18 protein-coding genes and 1 tRNA gene are annotated in these 14,462 nt (G+C 64.8%); 17 read left to right on the plus strand and 2 right to left on the minus strand.

Features of this window, described 5'->3' with window-relative positions; translation table 11 throughout:
- The first annotated feature begins 5 nt into the window (after positions 1–5).
- From DOS48_RS25805 to DOS48_RS25845, 9 genes are all read left to right on the plus strand, one after another.
- Complete coding sequence (locus DOS48_RS25805; protein ID WP_127118457.1) at positions 6–899, plus strand: isoaspartyl peptidase/L-asparaginase; 894 nt, start codon at positions 6–8, stop codon at positions 897–899.
- Between the two features lie 109 nt (positions 900–1,008).
- A complete protein-coding gene (gene cofD, locus DOS48_RS25810) occupies positions 1,009–2,031 on the plus strand; it encodes a 2-phospho-L-lactate transferase (RefSeq protein ID WP_127118458.1) in 1,023 nt (340 codons plus the stop codon).
- Positions 2,028–2,858: a tRNA-dihydrouridine synthase gene (locus DOS48_RS25815; protein ID WP_127118459.1), complete on the plus strand. Its 831-nt coding sequence runs from the start codon at positions 2,028–2,030 to the stop codon at positions 2,856–2,858. The genes cofD and DOS48_RS25815 overlap by 4 nt, the downstream gene beginning before the upstream one ends.
- Positions 2,855–3,883, plus strand: coding sequence for a triphosphoribosyl-dephospho-CoA synthase (locus DOS48_RS25820; protein WP_127118460.1), 1,029 nt, complete (start codon positions 2,855–2,857; stop codon positions 3,881–3,883). Before DOS48_RS25815 ends, DOS48_RS25820 begins: the two co-directional genes overlap by 4 nt.
- On the plus strand, positions 3,880–4,539 hold the full coding sequence (locus DOS48_RS25825) for a DUF447 domain-containing protein (RefSeq protein WP_127118461.1): 660 nt from the start codon (positions 3,880–3,882) through the stop codon (positions 4,537–4,539). Before DOS48_RS25820 ends, DOS48_RS25825 begins: the two co-directional genes overlap by 4 nt.
- A 74-nt stretch (positions 4,540–4,613) precedes the next feature.
- On the plus strand, positions 4,614–4,808 hold the full coding sequence (locus tag DOS48_RS25830; protein WP_127118462.1) for a 30S ribosomal protein S17e: 195 nt from the start codon (positions 4,614–4,616) through the stop codon (positions 4,806–4,808).
- A gap of 114 nt (positions 4,809–4,922) precedes the next feature.
- Positions 4,923–6,158, plus strand: a complete 1,236-nt coding sequence (locus tag DOS48_RS25835) for a tripartite tricarboxylate transporter permease (protein WP_127118463.1) — start codon at positions 4,923–4,925, stop codon at positions 6,156–6,158.
- A gap of 83 nt (positions 6,159–6,241) precedes the next feature.
- Positions 6,242–6,421, plus strand: a complete 180-nt coding sequence (locus DOS48_RS25840) for an HVO_2753 family zinc finger protein (RefSeq protein WP_004047107.1) — start codon at positions 6,242–6,244, stop codon at positions 6,419–6,421.
- A 2-nt stretch (positions 6,422–6,423) separates the two neighbouring features.
- Positions 6,424–6,690: an elongation factor 1-beta gene (locus DOS48_RS25845; protein ID WP_127118464.1), complete on the plus strand. Its 267-nt coding sequence runs from the start codon at positions 6,424–6,426 to the stop codon at positions 6,688–6,690.
- Between the two features lie 116 nt (positions 6,691–6,806).
- Here the strand turns inward: DOS48_RS25845 and DOS48_RS25850 are convergent, their stop codons facing one another.
- Positions 6,807–7,196, minus strand: a complete 390-nt coding sequence (locus tag DOS48_RS25850) for a co-chaperone YbbN (protein ID WP_127118465.1) — start codon at positions 7,194–7,196, stop codon at positions 6,807–6,809.
- Between the two features lie 135 nt (positions 7,197–7,331).
- On the opposite strand from DOS48_RS25850, the gene phoU reads away from it, so the two are divergent.
- From phoU to DOS48_RS25875, 5 genes are all read left to right on the plus strand, one after another.
- Positions 7,332–8,006, plus strand: coding sequence for a phosphate signaling complex protein PhoU (gene phoU, locus DOS48_RS25855; RefSeq protein WP_127118466.1), 675 nt, complete (start codon positions 7,332–7,334; stop codon positions 8,004–8,006).
- A 188-nt stretch (positions 8,007–8,194) separates the two neighbouring features.
- Positions 8,195–8,590, plus strand: a complete 396-nt coding sequence (locus DOS48_RS25860; RefSeq protein WP_127118467.1) for a thioesterase family protein — start codon at positions 8,195–8,197, stop codon at positions 8,588–8,590.
- A 79-nt stretch (positions 8,591–8,669) separates the two neighbouring features.
- The gene (locus tag DOS48_RS25865) at positions 8,670–8,909 is read left to right on the plus strand and encodes a glutaredoxin family protein (protein ID WP_127118468.1); all 240 of its coding nucleotides are present in this window, start codon (positions 8,670–8,672) and stop codon (positions 8,907–8,909) included.
- Positions 8,906–9,439, plus strand: coding sequence for a cob(I)yrinic acid a,c-diamide adenosyltransferase (locus DOS48_RS25870; RefSeq protein ID WP_127118469.1), 534 nt, complete (start codon positions 8,906–8,908; stop codon positions 9,437–9,439). Before DOS48_RS25865 ends, DOS48_RS25870 begins: the two co-directional genes overlap by 4 nt.
- Before the next feature lie 94 nt (positions 9,440–9,533).
- A complete protein-coding gene (locus tag DOS48_RS25875) occupies positions 9,534–9,812 on the plus strand; it encodes a hypothetical protein (RefSeq protein ID WP_127118470.1) in 279 nt (92 codons plus the stop codon).
- A gap of 4 nt (positions 9,813–9,816) precedes the next feature.
- Here the strand turns inward: DOS48_RS25875 and DOS48_RS25880 are convergent, their stop codons facing one another.
- Entirely contained in the window at positions 9,817–10,329 is a 513-nt protein-coding gene (locus DOS48_RS25880; RefSeq protein ID WP_127118471.1) for a hypothetical protein, read from the minus strand.
- 82 nt (positions 10,330–10,411) lie between these two features.
- Here DOS48_RS25880 and DOS48_RS25885 point away from each other — a divergent pair.
- The 3 genes from DOS48_RS25885 to DOS48_RS25895 all read left to right on the plus strand — a co-directional run bounded on the left by DOS48_RS25885 (position 10,412) and on the right by DOS48_RS25895 (position 14,401).
- Positions 10,412–10,486: transfer RNA gene (locus DOS48_RS25885), tRNA-Val, on the plus strand.
- Between the two features lie 407 nt (positions 10,487–10,893).
- Complete coding sequence (locus DOS48_RS25890) at positions 10,894–12,402, plus strand: glycosyltransferase family 2 protein (protein WP_127118472.1); 1,509 nt, start codon at positions 10,894–10,896, stop codon at positions 12,400–12,402.
- 292 nt (positions 12,403–12,694) lie between these two features.
- A complete protein-coding gene (locus DOS48_RS25895; protein WP_127118473.1) occupies positions 12,695–14,401 on the plus strand; it encodes a hypothetical protein in 1,707 nt (568 codons plus the stop codon).
- Positions 14,402–14,462 lie beyond the last annotated feature (61 nt).

A 14,462-nucleotide genomic window follows, 5' to 3' on the forward strand; every position in this document is an offset into this window, starting at 1 on the left:
GGCGTATGCGCGTCATCGCTCACGGCGGCGCCGGCGGGCGCCCGGACGAACCGAAGGCCAGGCGGGCGACGCTCGACGAAGCGACCCGGTGCGGCGTCGACGCCGACACGCCCCTCGACGCGGTCGAGGCGGCGCTCGGCGTGCTCGAATCGGACCCGCGGTTCAACGCCGGCGTCGGCGGCGCGGTCCAGACCGACGGGGTCGTCCGCACGGACGCCGGCGTGATGACGGCCGACCGCGAGGTCGGGGCGGCCTGCTCGATGCCCGGCGTGGAACACGCGGCCAGCGTCGCGCGCGTGGTTCACGCGGAGACGCCGCACGTCCTCGTTTCCGGTTCCCACGCCGTCGCCCTCGCCGACGAGTTCGGGATCGAAACCGGGGTCGACCTCCTCACCGACGAGAAGCGGGAGCGATACGAGCAAGCGGACCCGCCGGATGGCGGGCCGCGGGCGCACCTCGACTGGCTCGCGACGCGGTTCGGGTCGGGCGGCGATCAGGCGGGCGGGCGCTCGGAGCGCGACGCGCCCGATCACGACACGGTCGGCGCGGTCGCGACCGACGGCGAGACGTTCGCCGCGGCGACGTCGACGGGCGGTCGCTCGTTCGCGCTCGCTGGGCGCGTCGGCGACGTGCCGCAGGTTGGCTCGGGCTTCTTCTGTACCGAGGCGGGCGGCGCGAGCGCGACGGGCGCCGGCGAGGACATCGCCCGCGTGACGCTCTCGCGGCGGGCCGTGGGACACCTCGAAGACGGGCTGGACGCGCAGGCGGCGGCCGAGCGAGCCATCGACGAGTTCGAGGAGATCACCGGATCGGGCGCCGGCGTCATCGTTCTCGGAGCGGACGAGGCCGGGGGCGCGTTCAACACCGACGCGATGCAGACGAGTATCGCTTATAAGTAATCGGCGGCGCGGCGGCGGTTATTGATACGCAGCTCCGCTCGGGGCACGCCGGGCCGCCCCGACGCCCGCGGAGCCGAGGATACAAACCCGCCGGCCGCCTTGCCCGCGTATGGTTACGTTCCTCGCCGGCGGGACGGGAACGCCGAAACTCCTCGACGGGGCGACCCGCGTGTGGGACCCCTCGGAGATCGCGGTCGTCGCCAACACGGGCGACGACGTCGAACTCGGCGGCCACCTCGTCTGCCCCGACGTCGACACCGTGCTGTTCGCCGGCGGCGGCGTCCTCGACCGCGACCTGTGGTGGGGGATCGAAGGCGACACGACGGCGACCCACGACGAACTCCGGCGGCTCGCGGACGCGGTCGACGCCGAAACCGGTCCCCGGTACCTCGACGACGAGGCGCAGACCGCGGGACGCGAGATCGCTCGCTGGCGGCGCTTCTCTGGCGTCGGCGAGTTCATGGAGATCGGCGACCGCGACCGCGCGGTCCACGTCACGCGGACGAGCCTCCTCGACGAGGGGCGCACGCTGACCGAGGCGATCCGGACGCTCGCGGCCGCGTTCGACCTCGACGTCGACCTCCTCCCGATGTCCGACGACCCGGTCGCGACGCTGATACACACGACGGACGGCGACACGATGCACTTCCAGGAGTTCTGGGTCGCCCACCGGGCCGAACCGGCGGTCGCCGACGTCGAGTTCCGGGGCGCCGAGGCCGCGACGCCGACCCCGGCGGTCGAGGCCGCGCTCGACGCGCCCGTCGTGATCGGCCCCTCGAACCCCGTGACGAGCATCGGCCCGCTGCTGGCGCTGCCGGGCGTCGAGGCGGCGCTGTCGGCGACCCCCGTCGTCGCCGTCTCGCCGTTCGTGGGCGACGAGGTGTTCTCCGGGCCCGCCGCCGACCTCATGGCCGGCGTCGGTCGCGACCCCTCGACCGCGGGCGTCGCCGAGGCGTACCCGTTCGCCGACGCATTCGTCCTCGACGACGACGATCCGACCGCCCTCCCCGACCGCCACGTCGAACGCACCGACACGCGTATCGACGACGCCGACGACGCCGAGCGCGTCGCGCTGGCGTGCGAGCGCGCGCTGGCCGCGGTGACGGGCTCCGACGCGGGGGTGACGGAGTGACCCCGACCGAGGGGGCGGAGCCGGCCCCGTTCCTCGTCGCCGCCAGCCTCAGCGGGGCGGCCGACGCCGACTGGGCGCGGGCCGCGGCCCCCCACGTCGACGCCGCGCTGCTCGGGGGGATCGCGCTCGACCCGGCCAGCCGGGCCGCCGCGCGCGACCTCGTCGCCCGCGACCGCTCGGAGTTCCTCCCCGAAGAGCCGCTCGCGTGGATCGACCGGCAGCTCGACCGGCTCGCCGCGGTCCCGGTCCGTCCCGGCGTCAACGTCCGGAGCGCGACCGTCGCCTCGATCCGCGAGGCGGCGGCGCGCTGTGCCGAGCGCGACGCGATCTGCGAGGTGAACGCCCACTGCCGACAGCCCGAACTCCGCGCGGTCGGCTGCGGCGAGTCGCTGCTCCGCGACCCGGACCGACTCGGAGAGTACGTGGCCGCCGCGAGCGAGACGGGGGCGACGACGAGCGTCAAGGTGCGCGCCGAGGTGCCCGGCGTCGACCTCGTCGCCGTCGCGGACGCGGTCGCCGATGCGGGCGCCGACTGGCTCCACGTCGACGCGATGGACTCGGAGGCGGTCGTCTCGGCGATAACTGCGGGGCGGGCGGCCGACGGTTCCGATCGACCGCGGGACGGGCTCACGGTGATAGCGAACAACGGGGTCCGGGGGGCGGAGACCGTCGCCGAGTACGCCGCGTACGGCGCGGACGCCGTGAGCGTCGGGCGGCCGAGCGACCGCCCGGCGGCCCTCTCGCGGATCGCCGACGCCGTGGCCGCGTGGCGCGAGGGGACGTTGCCAGCCCCGGCGGACCGGCCCCGGTCGGAGGCGCGGCCGTGACCTCCGACTCGACCCAGACGGGGACCGAGGAACTCGGGCGGCGGGCCGTCGACGACGCGACCCTCGCGCTCTTACTCGAAGTGGCCGGGACGCCGAAGCCCGGTAACGTCGACCGGAACCGAGACCTCGCGGACCTCCGCTTCGAGACGTTCCTCGGCGGGGCGGTCGGCGCCCGCGAGGGGCTGGAACTGGCCGCCGAGCGCGACGGTGCGGCCCGGATCGGTCGGGCCTTCGAGCGCGCCGTCGCCGGGATGGCGGCGCGGGCGGGGACGAACGCCCAGTTCGGCTGTCTCCTCCTGCTCGCCCCGCTGGTGCGCGCGAGCGTCGAGGCCGGGGCGACGGGCGACGATCTCTCCCCGGAGCGCGTCGAGAGGGTGACCGAGGCGACGACCGTCGAGGACGCCGTCGACTTCTACCGCGCCTTCGAGCACGTCGGCGTCGCGGTCGAGGCACCGCCGCCGGGCGCCGCCGACCTCGACGTGCGGCGCGGAAGCGACGCGGCCCCCGCGCTCCGCGAGCGAGGGGCGACGCTCCGGGACGTGATGGCGCTGTCGGCCGATCCGGCGAGCGCGGCCGACCCCGACGAGTCCGGCGAGGCCACCGCCGACGACCGCGTCCCCGACCGCAACGCCCGAGAGTGGGTCGAGGGGTTCCCGCGGACGTTCCGGGCGGCCGGGTGGATCGAGCGCGACGCGGGCCCGCTGACCGACCGGGCGGCCCGCGCGTTCCTCGGCTTGCTCGCGGCCGAACCGGACACGCTCGTGGCGACGACGCACGACCCGGCGGTCGCGCGCGAAGCCAGCGAGCGGGCGGCTGAGTTGCTCGGGGGACCGGACGAGCGCGTGGAGGCGCTGTCCGGGGTTGGAGCCATCGACGACGCCGCGGTCCACGAGGCCGACCTCGACGCCGCCGAGTCGGTGGCGGCCGACTTCGTCGACACGGGGATAAACCCCGGTACCACCGCGGACATCACCTGTGCGGCGCTGTACGTCGCCCTCCGGCGCGGGGCGGAGGTGGCGCCGTGAGCGAGCGCGACGACGGAGCTCTCACGCTCCCCGGCTGGCCGGTCGGTCTCCGCGGCGTCACCGAGTCCGTCGTGACGACGCTCGGGCCGAACGACCGGTGGAACGTCGCGGCGCTCGGGCTCCACGCTCCGGACGGCCCGAGTGATCCCGTCACCGCGCGGACGTACGGGCGCACGCGGACCTGGCGGAACTTCGAGGCGCGCGGCGAGGGCGTCGTCCAGTTCACGAGCGATCCCCGGACGTTCGTCGACGCCGCGCTGACGGTCCGCGAGGTCGACGACCCCGTGCTCCCGACCGCCGACGCGTGGGTCGAGGTGACCGTCGAGGCGGTCGACAGCGAACGCGAGGGCGACACCACGATCCGGACGTGGGCGCTCGACCCGGCCGAGCACGCGGTCGTGAGCGAGCGGGTGCCGACGGTGAACCGCGGGTTCGGCGCGGTCGTCGACGCCACGGTGGCGGCCTCCCGGCTCGACGTGCCGGGGTTCGAGACGGCGGCGCTGCTGGACCGACTGCGATACTTCGGGGAGGTCGTCGAGCGGTGTGGCGGCCCGGCCGAGCGCGAGGCGTTCGCCCGGATCGACGAGGCGACGGGATGGCGAGAGCGAGCGAGCGACGGGCGGACGGCCGAACGCGACAGCGACGAGACGACGTGACCGTCGCGGACGCGCCTGCGGGCCGCTCGCGGCGTAACGAACCCTTTTAGTTCGGGCCGGCGGTATCGCTCGATATGGCCATCAAGCCCAAGTACATCAAGCAGCTCGGGAACGTCCTGCTTGAGCGGTACCCCGATTCGTTCAACACGGACTTCGAGACGAACAAGGAGAGCGTCACCACGCTGACGACCGTCGAGTCGAAGGGCGTCCGGAACCGGATCGCCGGCTACGTCACCCAGAAGAAGTCGCAGGCGGCCCAGAAGGCGTAACCGCAGTTTCTGCCGGTTCGTTTCGTCGCCGCCGAGCCGCGGGGTTCGCGCCCGCACGCCCGCAGCGGTGCGCCGCCCGACGTTTAAATGCGGAGCCGCGGCCACCTCGTCTCGATGGACGCACTGGTCCGCCCGGTCGTGGAGCCGGGGTTCGCGGCGGCCGCGCTGGCGTGTCTGTTCGGCGGCGTCGCCCTCGGCACCGCGAGCGGGCTCGTGCCGGGGCTCCACGCCAACAACTTCGCGCTGCTTTTGGCCGGTCTCGCCCCCTCCGCGCCCGGCGACCCGCTGCTCGTCGGGGTCGCGATGCTCGGCGCGGGCGTCGTCCACTCGTTTCTCGACATCGTGCCCGCGCTCGCGCTCGGCGTGCCCGACGCCGCGACCGCGGTGGCGGCGCTGCCGGGACACCGGCTCGTCGTGGCCGGGCGAGGCCGCGAGGCGGTCCGGCTGTCGGCCGTCGGGTCGGGCGTGGCCGTCGCGCTCGCGGTACCGCTCGCGGTGCCGATCACGTTCGTCATGGTCCGCGGGTACCCCGTCGTCAGCGACCACCTGCCGCTGGTTTTGAGCGTCGTCGTCGCGTTCTTGGTTCTCACTGAGTCGTCGAAGGAGGCCGCGGTCGCCGGCTGCTGCGCCTTCCTCGCGAGCGCCGCGCTCGGGCTGGCGACCCTCGACGTCGACCCCGCGGCCCCGCTCGACGCCGGCGGCGTCCTCGCGCCGCTTTTCGCCGGCCTGTTCGGCGCGCCGGTGCTCGTCGACGCCCTCGGGGGCGAGGGCGTGCCGCCGCAGGCCGACGCGCGGATCGCGATGAGTCGCCGCGGGCTCGGCGTGAGCGCGGGTGGCGGGTCGCTCGCGGGCGCGGTGGTCGGGTACGTGCCGGGCGTCTCCGCGGCGATCGCGGCGGTCGCAGCGATGCCCGCGGTCCCGCGAGAGGAGTCGGACCGCGGGTTCGTCGTGGCCACGAGCGGCGCGAACACGGCGAACACGATCTTCGCGCTGTTCGCGCTCGTCGCGCTCGGGACGCCGCGAACGGGCGTGACCGTCGCGATCGACCGCGCCGAGGTCCCCTTCGCGCTCCCGATCCTCCTCGTCGCGGCCGCGACCGCCGCGGCGTGTGGGTTCGCGCTCGTGTTGCTGGTCGGCGACACGTACCTCCGCGTCGTCGGGAACGCGGATTACACGCGGCTGTCGATCGGCGTGTTGGGGCTGCTCGTGACGATCTCCTGGCTGTTTGCGGGCTGGTTCGGCGTCGCGATATTCGTCGTCGCCGGCGCGCTGGGGCTCGTCCCGCCGCGGGTCGGCGCCCGACGCGTGCACCTGATGGGCGTGTTGATCGGGCCGCTCATCCTGGGGTGAGCCGCGGTATCTCGTCGCAATCGGCCACGGAGTACGCGGGGCAAAGAACAACGGTTAAAAGTCGCGCGGTGGTGATTTGCTGTATGAGCGAGAGTGAAACGCAGGGCACCCGGCAGTGTGTCTCCTGTGGCATTCAGGTGGCCGGAATGAACGCAGCGCGGTTCTCCTGTCCCGACTGCGGAGAGACGATCCACCGATGCGCGAAATGCCGGAAGCAGAGCAACCTCTATGAGTGTCCCGACTGCGGCTTCCGAGGGCCCTAACAATGGGAGACGTCGCCGCGAAGATCAAGGTCATGCCGGACAGCCCCGACATCGACCTCGACGACCTCCAGGACCGACTCGAAGAGTCGCTGCCGCAGGGCGCGAAGATTCGCGGGTTCCAGCGCGACGACGTCGCGTTCGGGCTCGTCGCGCTGCTCCCGACCGTCATCGTCCCCGACGGAGCGGGCGGCACCGAGGCCGTCGAAGAGGCGTTCAACGACGTCGACGGCGTCGAGTCCGTCGCCGTCGAGAACGTCGGCCGACTGTAGTCGCCGGCGACCGTTTCGCCGACTGCAGACGCGATTTTCGAACGAAGGAGTCCGGGTAGCGTGCCGTGTGGTCGGTCACCCCGCGGGGCGTCCGGCGAACGGCGAACAGACGAGTGTTACGCGGCGTCGGCGAGGGAGTCGGTGATCCACGCGCCGAGGTCGTCGCCCGGAATGAACCCCTCCGCCCGGCGCGCGACCGGCTCCCCGTCGACGAACAACACGAAGAGCGGGACGCTTCGCACGTCGAACCGCTCGACGAGCGGCGGGTCGTCGCGGGGGTTCACGGTGGCCACGGCCACGTCCAACTCGCGGGCGACGTTGCCGAGAACCGGCTCCATGCTCGCGCAGATACCGCAGCCGTCCGTGTAGAACTCGACCACGGCGGCCTCCGCGTCCGCGACGAACGCGTCGAGGGCGGACGCGTCGTCGAGGGGCTTCGGGCGGTTGACTTCCGCGGAAGCGCCGCTCGCGTCCGCGTCGTCTCCTGGCGCAGTCTTGGAATCCATACACATTATTGTCGGCCGGCGATTATAAATGCTCGCACCGGATCGCGGCCGCGGCGAGCGCGGCGCCAACTCGCGTGGGCCGCTTCGGCCGGCGACGTGTTTTTATATGTCCGGTGAAGCAGATACGCCAACACGATGCCACGCGAACAGTACCAAACGAAACTGGAGGGGCTCCGCGACGACGTACTTTATATGAGCGAGGTCGTCGCCGACCAGCTCCGCATGGGACTCAACGCCTTGGAGCGGCAGGACGGCGAACTCGGCGAGAAAGTTATCGCCGGCGACGCCGAGATCAACGAGCTGTACCTCGAGTTGGAAGGGCAGTGTACGGACCTCATCGCGCTCCAGCAGCCGGTCGCGGGCGACCTGCGATTCATCGCCGCGTCGTTTAAGATCATCACCGATCTGGAGCGCATCGCCGACCTCGCGACGAACCTCGGCGAGTACGCCAAACAGCCCGACCGAGAGGTGTTCCCGGACGTCAACGTACAGCGTATCGGCGACGACACGCTGACGATGCTCGACGACGCGATGGCCGCCTACGCCGAGTCGGACTCCGACCGCTGCTTCGCGGTCGCCGAGGCCGACGACGAGGTCGACGCCGCCTGTGAAGCCGCGAGCGACCTCGTCGTCCGCGACCTCATCGAGCGCGACGAACTGCGCGAGACGGGAGACACGGAGGAGACCTTACAGCACGTCTCCCGGCTGCTGCTCACGATTCGCGACCTGGAGCGCGTCGGCGACCACGCGGTCAACATCGCGGCGCGCTCGCTGTACATGATCGAAAACGACGACGAACTGTTGTACTGACGCTCGCGCGGCGAGGCGCCGCGGCGACCCGACGGTAGTCGATCCGGTCGCTTCGGTCGATCCGATCGATCCGGTCGCTTCGGTCGATCCGATCGATCCGGTCGCTTCGGTCGATTCGGTGTGTGTGATCTGAATCGCCGTCCGGACGATCCCGACGGCTACATACGGCGTCCCGACGAGCACCCGCCGTGAGCACATACACTACAGAGATCGACGTTCGCTTTCGTGATATCGACGCGATGGGCCACGTCAACAACGCCGTGTACGCGACGTACATCGAACAGGCGCGCACCAACTACTTCCGCGACGTGCTCGGCGACGACATCTCCACGATACCGACGGTGTTGGCGTCGGTGTCCATCGACTTCCGGCGCCCCGTCAAGCTGACCGACGGGAGCGTTACGGTGGAGATATCGATAGCGAACATCGGCACGTCCAGCGTGACGATGGACCACGAGATTCGCACCGGCGGCGAGGTCGTCGCCGAGGCGGAGGCGACGCTCGTGAGTCTCGACGCGAGCGGCGATCCCGTCCCGATTCCGGAGAAACACCGATCGGCCATCGAGTCGTTCCACGACCTCTGAGCGGGGAGACCGGGGCGTCGTCGCCGCGCCGCGTCGGCGACACCGTACCTTCTTGCCGACGCGCGCCGACACGTGCTGTATGACTGTACGGTTGTACGCACTGGAGGGGTGTCCCTACTGTGAGACGGTTTCGGACGCGCTCGACGACGCTGGAGTCGCGTACGAGACGGAGTGGGTCGACGGCGTACACTCCTTGCGGGACGAGGTGAAGCGAGTCAGCGGACAGCGCGCCGTCCCGGTGCTGGTGGACGAAGCGCGCGGCGTGACCATGGCCGAGAGCGCGAACATCGTCGAGTACGTCGAACGGAGCCTCGCGTGACCATCTACACCGGACGCGGCGACGAGGGCGACACCGACCTCCGAGACATGAGCCGGGTGTCGAAGTCGAGCCCGCGGATCGAGGCGTACGGGACCGTCGACGAGGCGAACGCGCTGATCGGGACGATACGCCCGACCGGCCACGACGACCTCGACGACCTGCTCGCCACCGTCCAGAACCACCTGCACGTCGTGCAGGCCGACCTCGCGAACCCGGACCCCGACCCCGACGACCCCGCGGTCGAACCCGCCCACGTCGAGGTCCTCGAAGACCAGATCGACGCGCTCGACGAGGAGTTGGAGCCGCTTCGGTCGTTTATCCTCCCCGGCGGCAGCGAGGCGGGGGCCGGGCTTCACCACGCGCGCACGGTGACCCGCCGCGCCGAGCGCCGGGTCGTCGAACTCGCCGGCTCGGAGCCGATAAACGAGACGGTCGTCACCTACATCAATCGGCTCTCCGACCTGCTCTTTACCCTCGGACGCGTCGCCAACGCGCGCGACGGCGAGCCCGAGGAGTCGCCGACGTACTGACGCGCCGACGTACTGACGCGGGGGCGGCGAGGCAGCATTCTGTTGCCGGCCTATCGCCACAAAGGATATATCGGTCGGCTGTGAAAGGACAGATATGAGCAAACACTTCGAAGACGCGCGGTACTACCTCGGTCGAGCGGCCGAGCACGCGAAGGCGGGCGTCAAAGAGGAGTTAGAGCCCATCGAGGCCCGTGTGAAGGACCTGGTCGGCATCGAAGCCGAAGCGGAGGAACCGGAGCCGTCGCGACTCGACCGGCTGCAGGCCGATTTAAAAGCGCTCGAAGAGCGCGCCGAGGGCGAGGCCCGCGAGGCGGTGGCGTCAGCCCGAGCGCGCGTCAAGGAGTACCGCGGCCACGACGCCGCCGCGGAGTAACGACTCAGTTTTCGGAGGCGCCCTCGGGCGCGACGCGTCCGTCGGCGGGGACCACGGCGTACTCGATCCCCTCCCGTTCGAACAGCGCGCGGGTCCGCTCGATGCCGGTTTCCGCGTCGACGTCTGTCGCCCGGTAGTGACGGATCGGGTGGCGGATCCACGAGGGCTCCCAGTGGGCGTACACGTCGGTCGTCGTGCGGTCTGGGCCGACGAAGAGCGCGAGGTGGAGCTGTGAGTCGCTGGCGAGTGCCCCCTCCGGATACCGGACCCAACTCGCGACCGACGTCTCGGGGGGCATCGCGTAGTCGCGGAACTTCAGCGAGGAGACGAGGTTGCGGACGAACCCCAGTCGATGCAGTTGGGCCTCGACTGACGGATACGGCTCGTGGAGCGTGAGCGCGTACTGGTCGCGGGGGGTCTCCCGTTCGGCGTAGAGCCCGACCGCCGACAGCGGGAGGTGCAGCAGGCTCGTGACGCCCTGACGCGCTCGTTCGAGGAACCGGAGTTCGTGAGTCACAGCGTGACGTGGAGCGCGCGGCTGATGAATCCCCGCGACAAAGTAACCCTTAAGTCCCGACATCAGGTAGCAGAAGGCGAGCGGGTTGGTGGTCTAGCCAGGTTATGACGGCTCCTTCACACGGAGCAGGTCGGCGGTTCGAATCCGCCCCAACCCATACGCGCTGCGCGCTTTTGTGAAGTAGCAAACCGCATGACGGGGAGGCTATACCCTTCCACCCCCTCAGCAATTCACTAAGTCACCGGCTACTTTTGTCCCAAATCGCCATACGTGGCGGGGTTCACCGAAAAGTAGTATATCCAATTACAAATAACCACCTGCTATCGATAAATAAAATATAGGCCCTATTGAAGCTCTATTTGTCAGACACGGCCGAGGAGACGTATCCCGCACTTGATTCTAAAACATGAATTAAATATTAATATACTGAAATGTTAAAATTAAATTGAGGATTTTATGACAAGACAGAGGAGTTAACTATTCAAAGAGATACGTTCACTTCGTGAGCCGTATCAACTCCAGCCAGGAACGTACAATACTATTCAAAAGGAATCGTGATCAATAATGCGTAACCTTTTGACTCGAACATCATTGTCTGTAGGAGAGTTATTGCTAGCGGTAGCGATTCTCATCGGAGCTGTTGGCGTGCTTGTGTACTTACTCCCAACTCCGATTCTGGTGTTAGGCGGGGCAATTATTCTGTTGTCAATCCTCATCTATTCAATTGGTTTTTTGAGCATCATACGCCAATACAGATTCTTGTATCGATTGAACCGAGTGCCGATCTTGGTGGTCTTTCTGGCTCCAGTAATTCTCACATTTATTTTCATACATGTATTTGATCTGTCTCTCTCGATTGCAAACTGGGTAATTTTGATTGCGCTTCTGTTGTCCCTGGCGACATACTGGTTAATCGTCCCGGCTGCTCTTTATGAACAACTACGAGAGCAGCAGGAAGAGACCGCGATCGAGGATTGGCCCAGTGTATGTGTACTTGTACCAGCATATAACGAGGAGGGATATGTTGGAGAGTGTATTGAATCTCTCTTGGCTATTGAGTATCCAACAGAATTGCTTGATATTGTTGTTATTGACGATGGAAGTACCGATAACACCTATCAAGAGGCAGCTAACTACGAGAGTGACGGAATACGTATTCTTCAGAAAGAGAACGCCGGGAAACATTCTGCTCTCAACTACGGTATGGAACGGACGAGTTCTGAATTTATCGTCTGTATCGATGCTGACTCTGTTGTTGATACAAAGGCGGTAAAAGAGCTCATACGTACCTATAGAACGTCGTCAAACCCAGGTGCGATCGCTGGCAATGTAGAGGTCGCAAATGCAGATTCATTCATAACACGAATACAAGCTCTTGAGTACATAATCGGGATTAATATGTTCCGGCGAGCGCTCAGTTTGCTTGGGCTTGTAAAAGTGGTCCCCGGTTGCCTTGGCATGTTTGACCGTAAGCTTGTCAATGAGATTGGTGGGTATTCAGGAGACACCGTTACTGAAGACTTTGACCTCACAATAGATATTCTCAAAGGAGGCCATAGAATCTACCACAGTAGTAATGCTGTCGCCCAGACAGAGGTTCCAGACACATGGCTTGATTTATATCGTCAACGCATCCGCTGGTTCCGTGGAAATGTACAGACAGTCCTCAAACACTGGCAAATTTTCAAAAATACCGATTTTGGAATCTTACATGTGGTGATGGCACCATACTTAATACTTTCAATGGTTATTATTCCTGGGTTAGGATTTGTGATCTCCGCTTACATTATTTGGATGCTCTTTTCTGGGGCCATAATCCAGTTGATTGGATTACTAGTGCTGTTCACACTCCTTCAATTACTGTTTTGTACACTTGCTATCCTAATCGAAGATGACGATCTGTCGCTTGTAAAGTATGCCCCGCTAACGGTTATCGGCTACAAACAGTTCCTGGATGTTATATTAGCAAAAGGGACACTGGATGTTATATTGAAAGACAGTTTCAGTTGGACGAGAGCTCAACGCATTCGACAGCGAGAGACCACTGAAAAAACAACTAATCAAGATGATTAAACCATAATAGTATTTATAAATAATAGATCCACAGTGGTTGGTCTCCCGAAGAGAGACTTCGGTCTGTACCCAGCCCGTAATCTATATTAAATATATTCCATATGTGATAGTTCTCTATAGTGTCACAACCAGAGTCGCCGGAGTTTAATCAGAGTGAGTTTCACTCAATGGTATCCCTTCGTTAAGTCTGTCTCCAAGTCTGACGATAGACAACGTTCGGGCTCGCCTCAATGAAACAATCCACCGAGCCTTCAGCCAGGATGGAACCACCCTCGTTGAAGCTCTCCCTGCGATGGGAAAGAGCTACGATGCTGTCGAGTGGGCTGAGAGTACGGGTAATCCACTAACAATCTTCACTTCTCGGCGAGAATTGTACGGACAGTACGAGAAGTGGTGTGAGGAACAAGGATTAGACTACCTCGTACTACCGGCGTTTCAACATGAGTGCGAAACCATCGGAGAGGATCATCCCATTGAGGCGAGAGTCAATGAGCTGTATGAGTCCGGCATTTCGGGAGCAGAAATTCACAGAGAAGCACAGCGGTACTTTGGGAGAGATCTCCCCTGCCAACTTGACGGCCCCTGTAGGTACATGGAGAAGCGGGAGTTCAATCCAGAAGAGTACGACGTACTGATCGGCCACTACCTCCAAGCTCACAATAGAGACTATCTCGAAGACCGCTATGTCGCGATTGACGAGTTCCCTGGTGACTCTTACTTCTTTGAGCCGACTCATAACGACGCAACAAGAGCGGTGAGTAACTACCTGAAAAGTGAGGATGGTCTCCCATTCAAGAACTGGAAAGATCTCCATCGTCGGCATGATAACGAAGAACACGAGCAAGTTGTCTCCGAGTGGAAGGAGGACTTAGGATTCTATTCCCACCGGGATACACGAGTTGTCCTCCAGCAGAGTCCCAACTTCCACGCCCATGCTCCGCTTCTAACCCACGCCGCTATCGAGTTTGAACTCTTGGAGAACGAGTGGGAATCTGCCCAACTCGGCTCCGGTCGAGTAGCAGTCAGAAGTCCCGAAGACGAGTGGACTGTTCTAATTCCTCCACCATTCTACGCCGCAGAGAGCGTCGTCGCTCTGGATGGAACTCCTACTATCTCGAAGTGGCGGATGGCCCTTGGAGAGAACTGGATAGAGCATGAAGAAGTCTTAGGTTCGGACGACAAGAAGCGTGAATACCTCCGAGACGTTCTCGGTCTCAAAATAAAGCAGACAAACGCTGGAGCGAAGCCGTATCAGAGTGGCTCTCACGTCAATGTCGATTCTGACGGCGCACTCTTGGAGAGCATCCACGAGAAAGAAGGATCACGTCCAGCTGTCATCACCTCAAAACAAGCGAAGGAACAGTACGAATCGACTGAGGTAGAACAACACATTGAGGTCGCGGAGCATTACGGGAACCTCAAAGGGAGTAATAAGTTCGCAGAAACTCGCCTTGGAGCGATCATCGGAAGTCCACATCCTCCTGAGGGAGAAGCAGTCATTCGATGGGGAGCGATTGATGGTGTAGCAATTTCACGAAAAGAGGACGAGAACGGTCGCGTCACGAAGGGTATGAACTTGGACTTCGGTAGATACGGGAACGCACTCTTCCGAGATGTTGTCGAGAAGGAAGTCCTCCAAGCGATCATGCGCTTTGGTCGGACCCCGAGTGAAGACGAGCATGGAGCGACAGTGTATGCTCACACCTCCCGTCTTCCGTATTGGGTGGAAGCTGACGAACGCTTGGAGGTCAACACGTGGTCTAAAGGGATGGTCGAAGTTGTGAACGCGATCCGTAACTCGGAGAAGTGGCCCGATGGTGAGTGGAAGAACGACGAGATTGCCGCGGATACCTCAGTCGGAGATCGACAGGTGGGCAAGCTGATGAAGGAATTGGACGAAGAGGGATACGTCACTCATCGTCGCGGCGGGCGCGGGAACGCGTATCATTGGTCGAATAAGCGGCTTGACGAGTTCTCGCGATACGGGCGCGTGGTGTAGGGTTATCGAACTCTGACGTACCATATTTATACGTGAAACCTCAGAAATAGTCGTTCGCGGA

It is taken from the genome of Halorubrum sp. PV6, from assembly GCF_003990725.2.
GTDB lineage: Archaea > Halobacteriota > Halobacteria > Halobacteriales > Haloferacaceae > Halorubrum.

Coding starts and splice junctions, on each gene's coding strand:
- DOS48_RS25805 (WP_127118457.1), top strand. CDS start 6: ATGCGCGTCATCGCTCACGGCGGCGCCGGCGGGCGCCCGGACGAACCG.
- cofD (WP_127118458.1), top strand. CDS start 1,009: ATGGTTACGTTCCTCGCCGGCGGGACGGGAACGCCGAAACTCCTCGAC.
- DOS48_RS25830 (WP_127118462.1), top strand. CDS start 4,614: ATGGCCATCAAGCCCAAGTACATCAAGCAGCTCGGGAACGTCCTGCTT.
- DOS48_RS25835 (WP_127118463.1), top strand. CDS start 4,923: ATGGACGCACTGGTCCGCCCGGTCGTGGAGCCGGGGTTCGCGGCGGCC.
- DOS48_RS25840 (WP_004047107.1), top strand. CDS start 6,242: ATGAGCGAGAGTGAAACGCAGGGCACCCGGCAGTGTGTCTCCTGTGGC.
- DOS48_RS25845 (WP_127118464.1), top strand. CDS start 6,424: ATGGGAGACGTCGCCGCGAAGATCAAGGTCATGCCGGACAGCCCCGAC.
- DOS48_RS25850 (WP_127118465.1), bottom strand. CDS start 7,196: ATGGATTCCAAGACTGCGCCAGGAGACGACGCGGACGCGAGCGGCGCT.
- phoU (WP_127118466.1), top strand. CDS start 7,332: ATGCCACGCGAACAGTACCAAACGAAACTGGAGGGGCTCCGCGACGAC.
- DOS48_RS25865 (WP_127118468.1), top strand. CDS start 8,670: ATGACTGTACGGTTGTACGCACTGGAGGGGTGTCCCTACTGTGAGACG.
- DOS48_RS25875 (WP_127118470.1), top strand. CDS start 9,534: ATGAGCAAACACTTCGAAGACGCGCGGTACTACCTCGGTCGAGCGGCC.
- DOS48_RS25890 (WP_127118472.1), top strand. CDS start 10,894: ATGCGTAACCTTTTGACTCGAACATCATTGTCTGTAGGAGAGTTATTG.
- DOS48_RS25895 (WP_127118473.1), top strand. CDS start 12,695: ATGGGAAAGAGCTACGATGCTGTCGAGTGGGCTGAGAGTACGGGTAAT.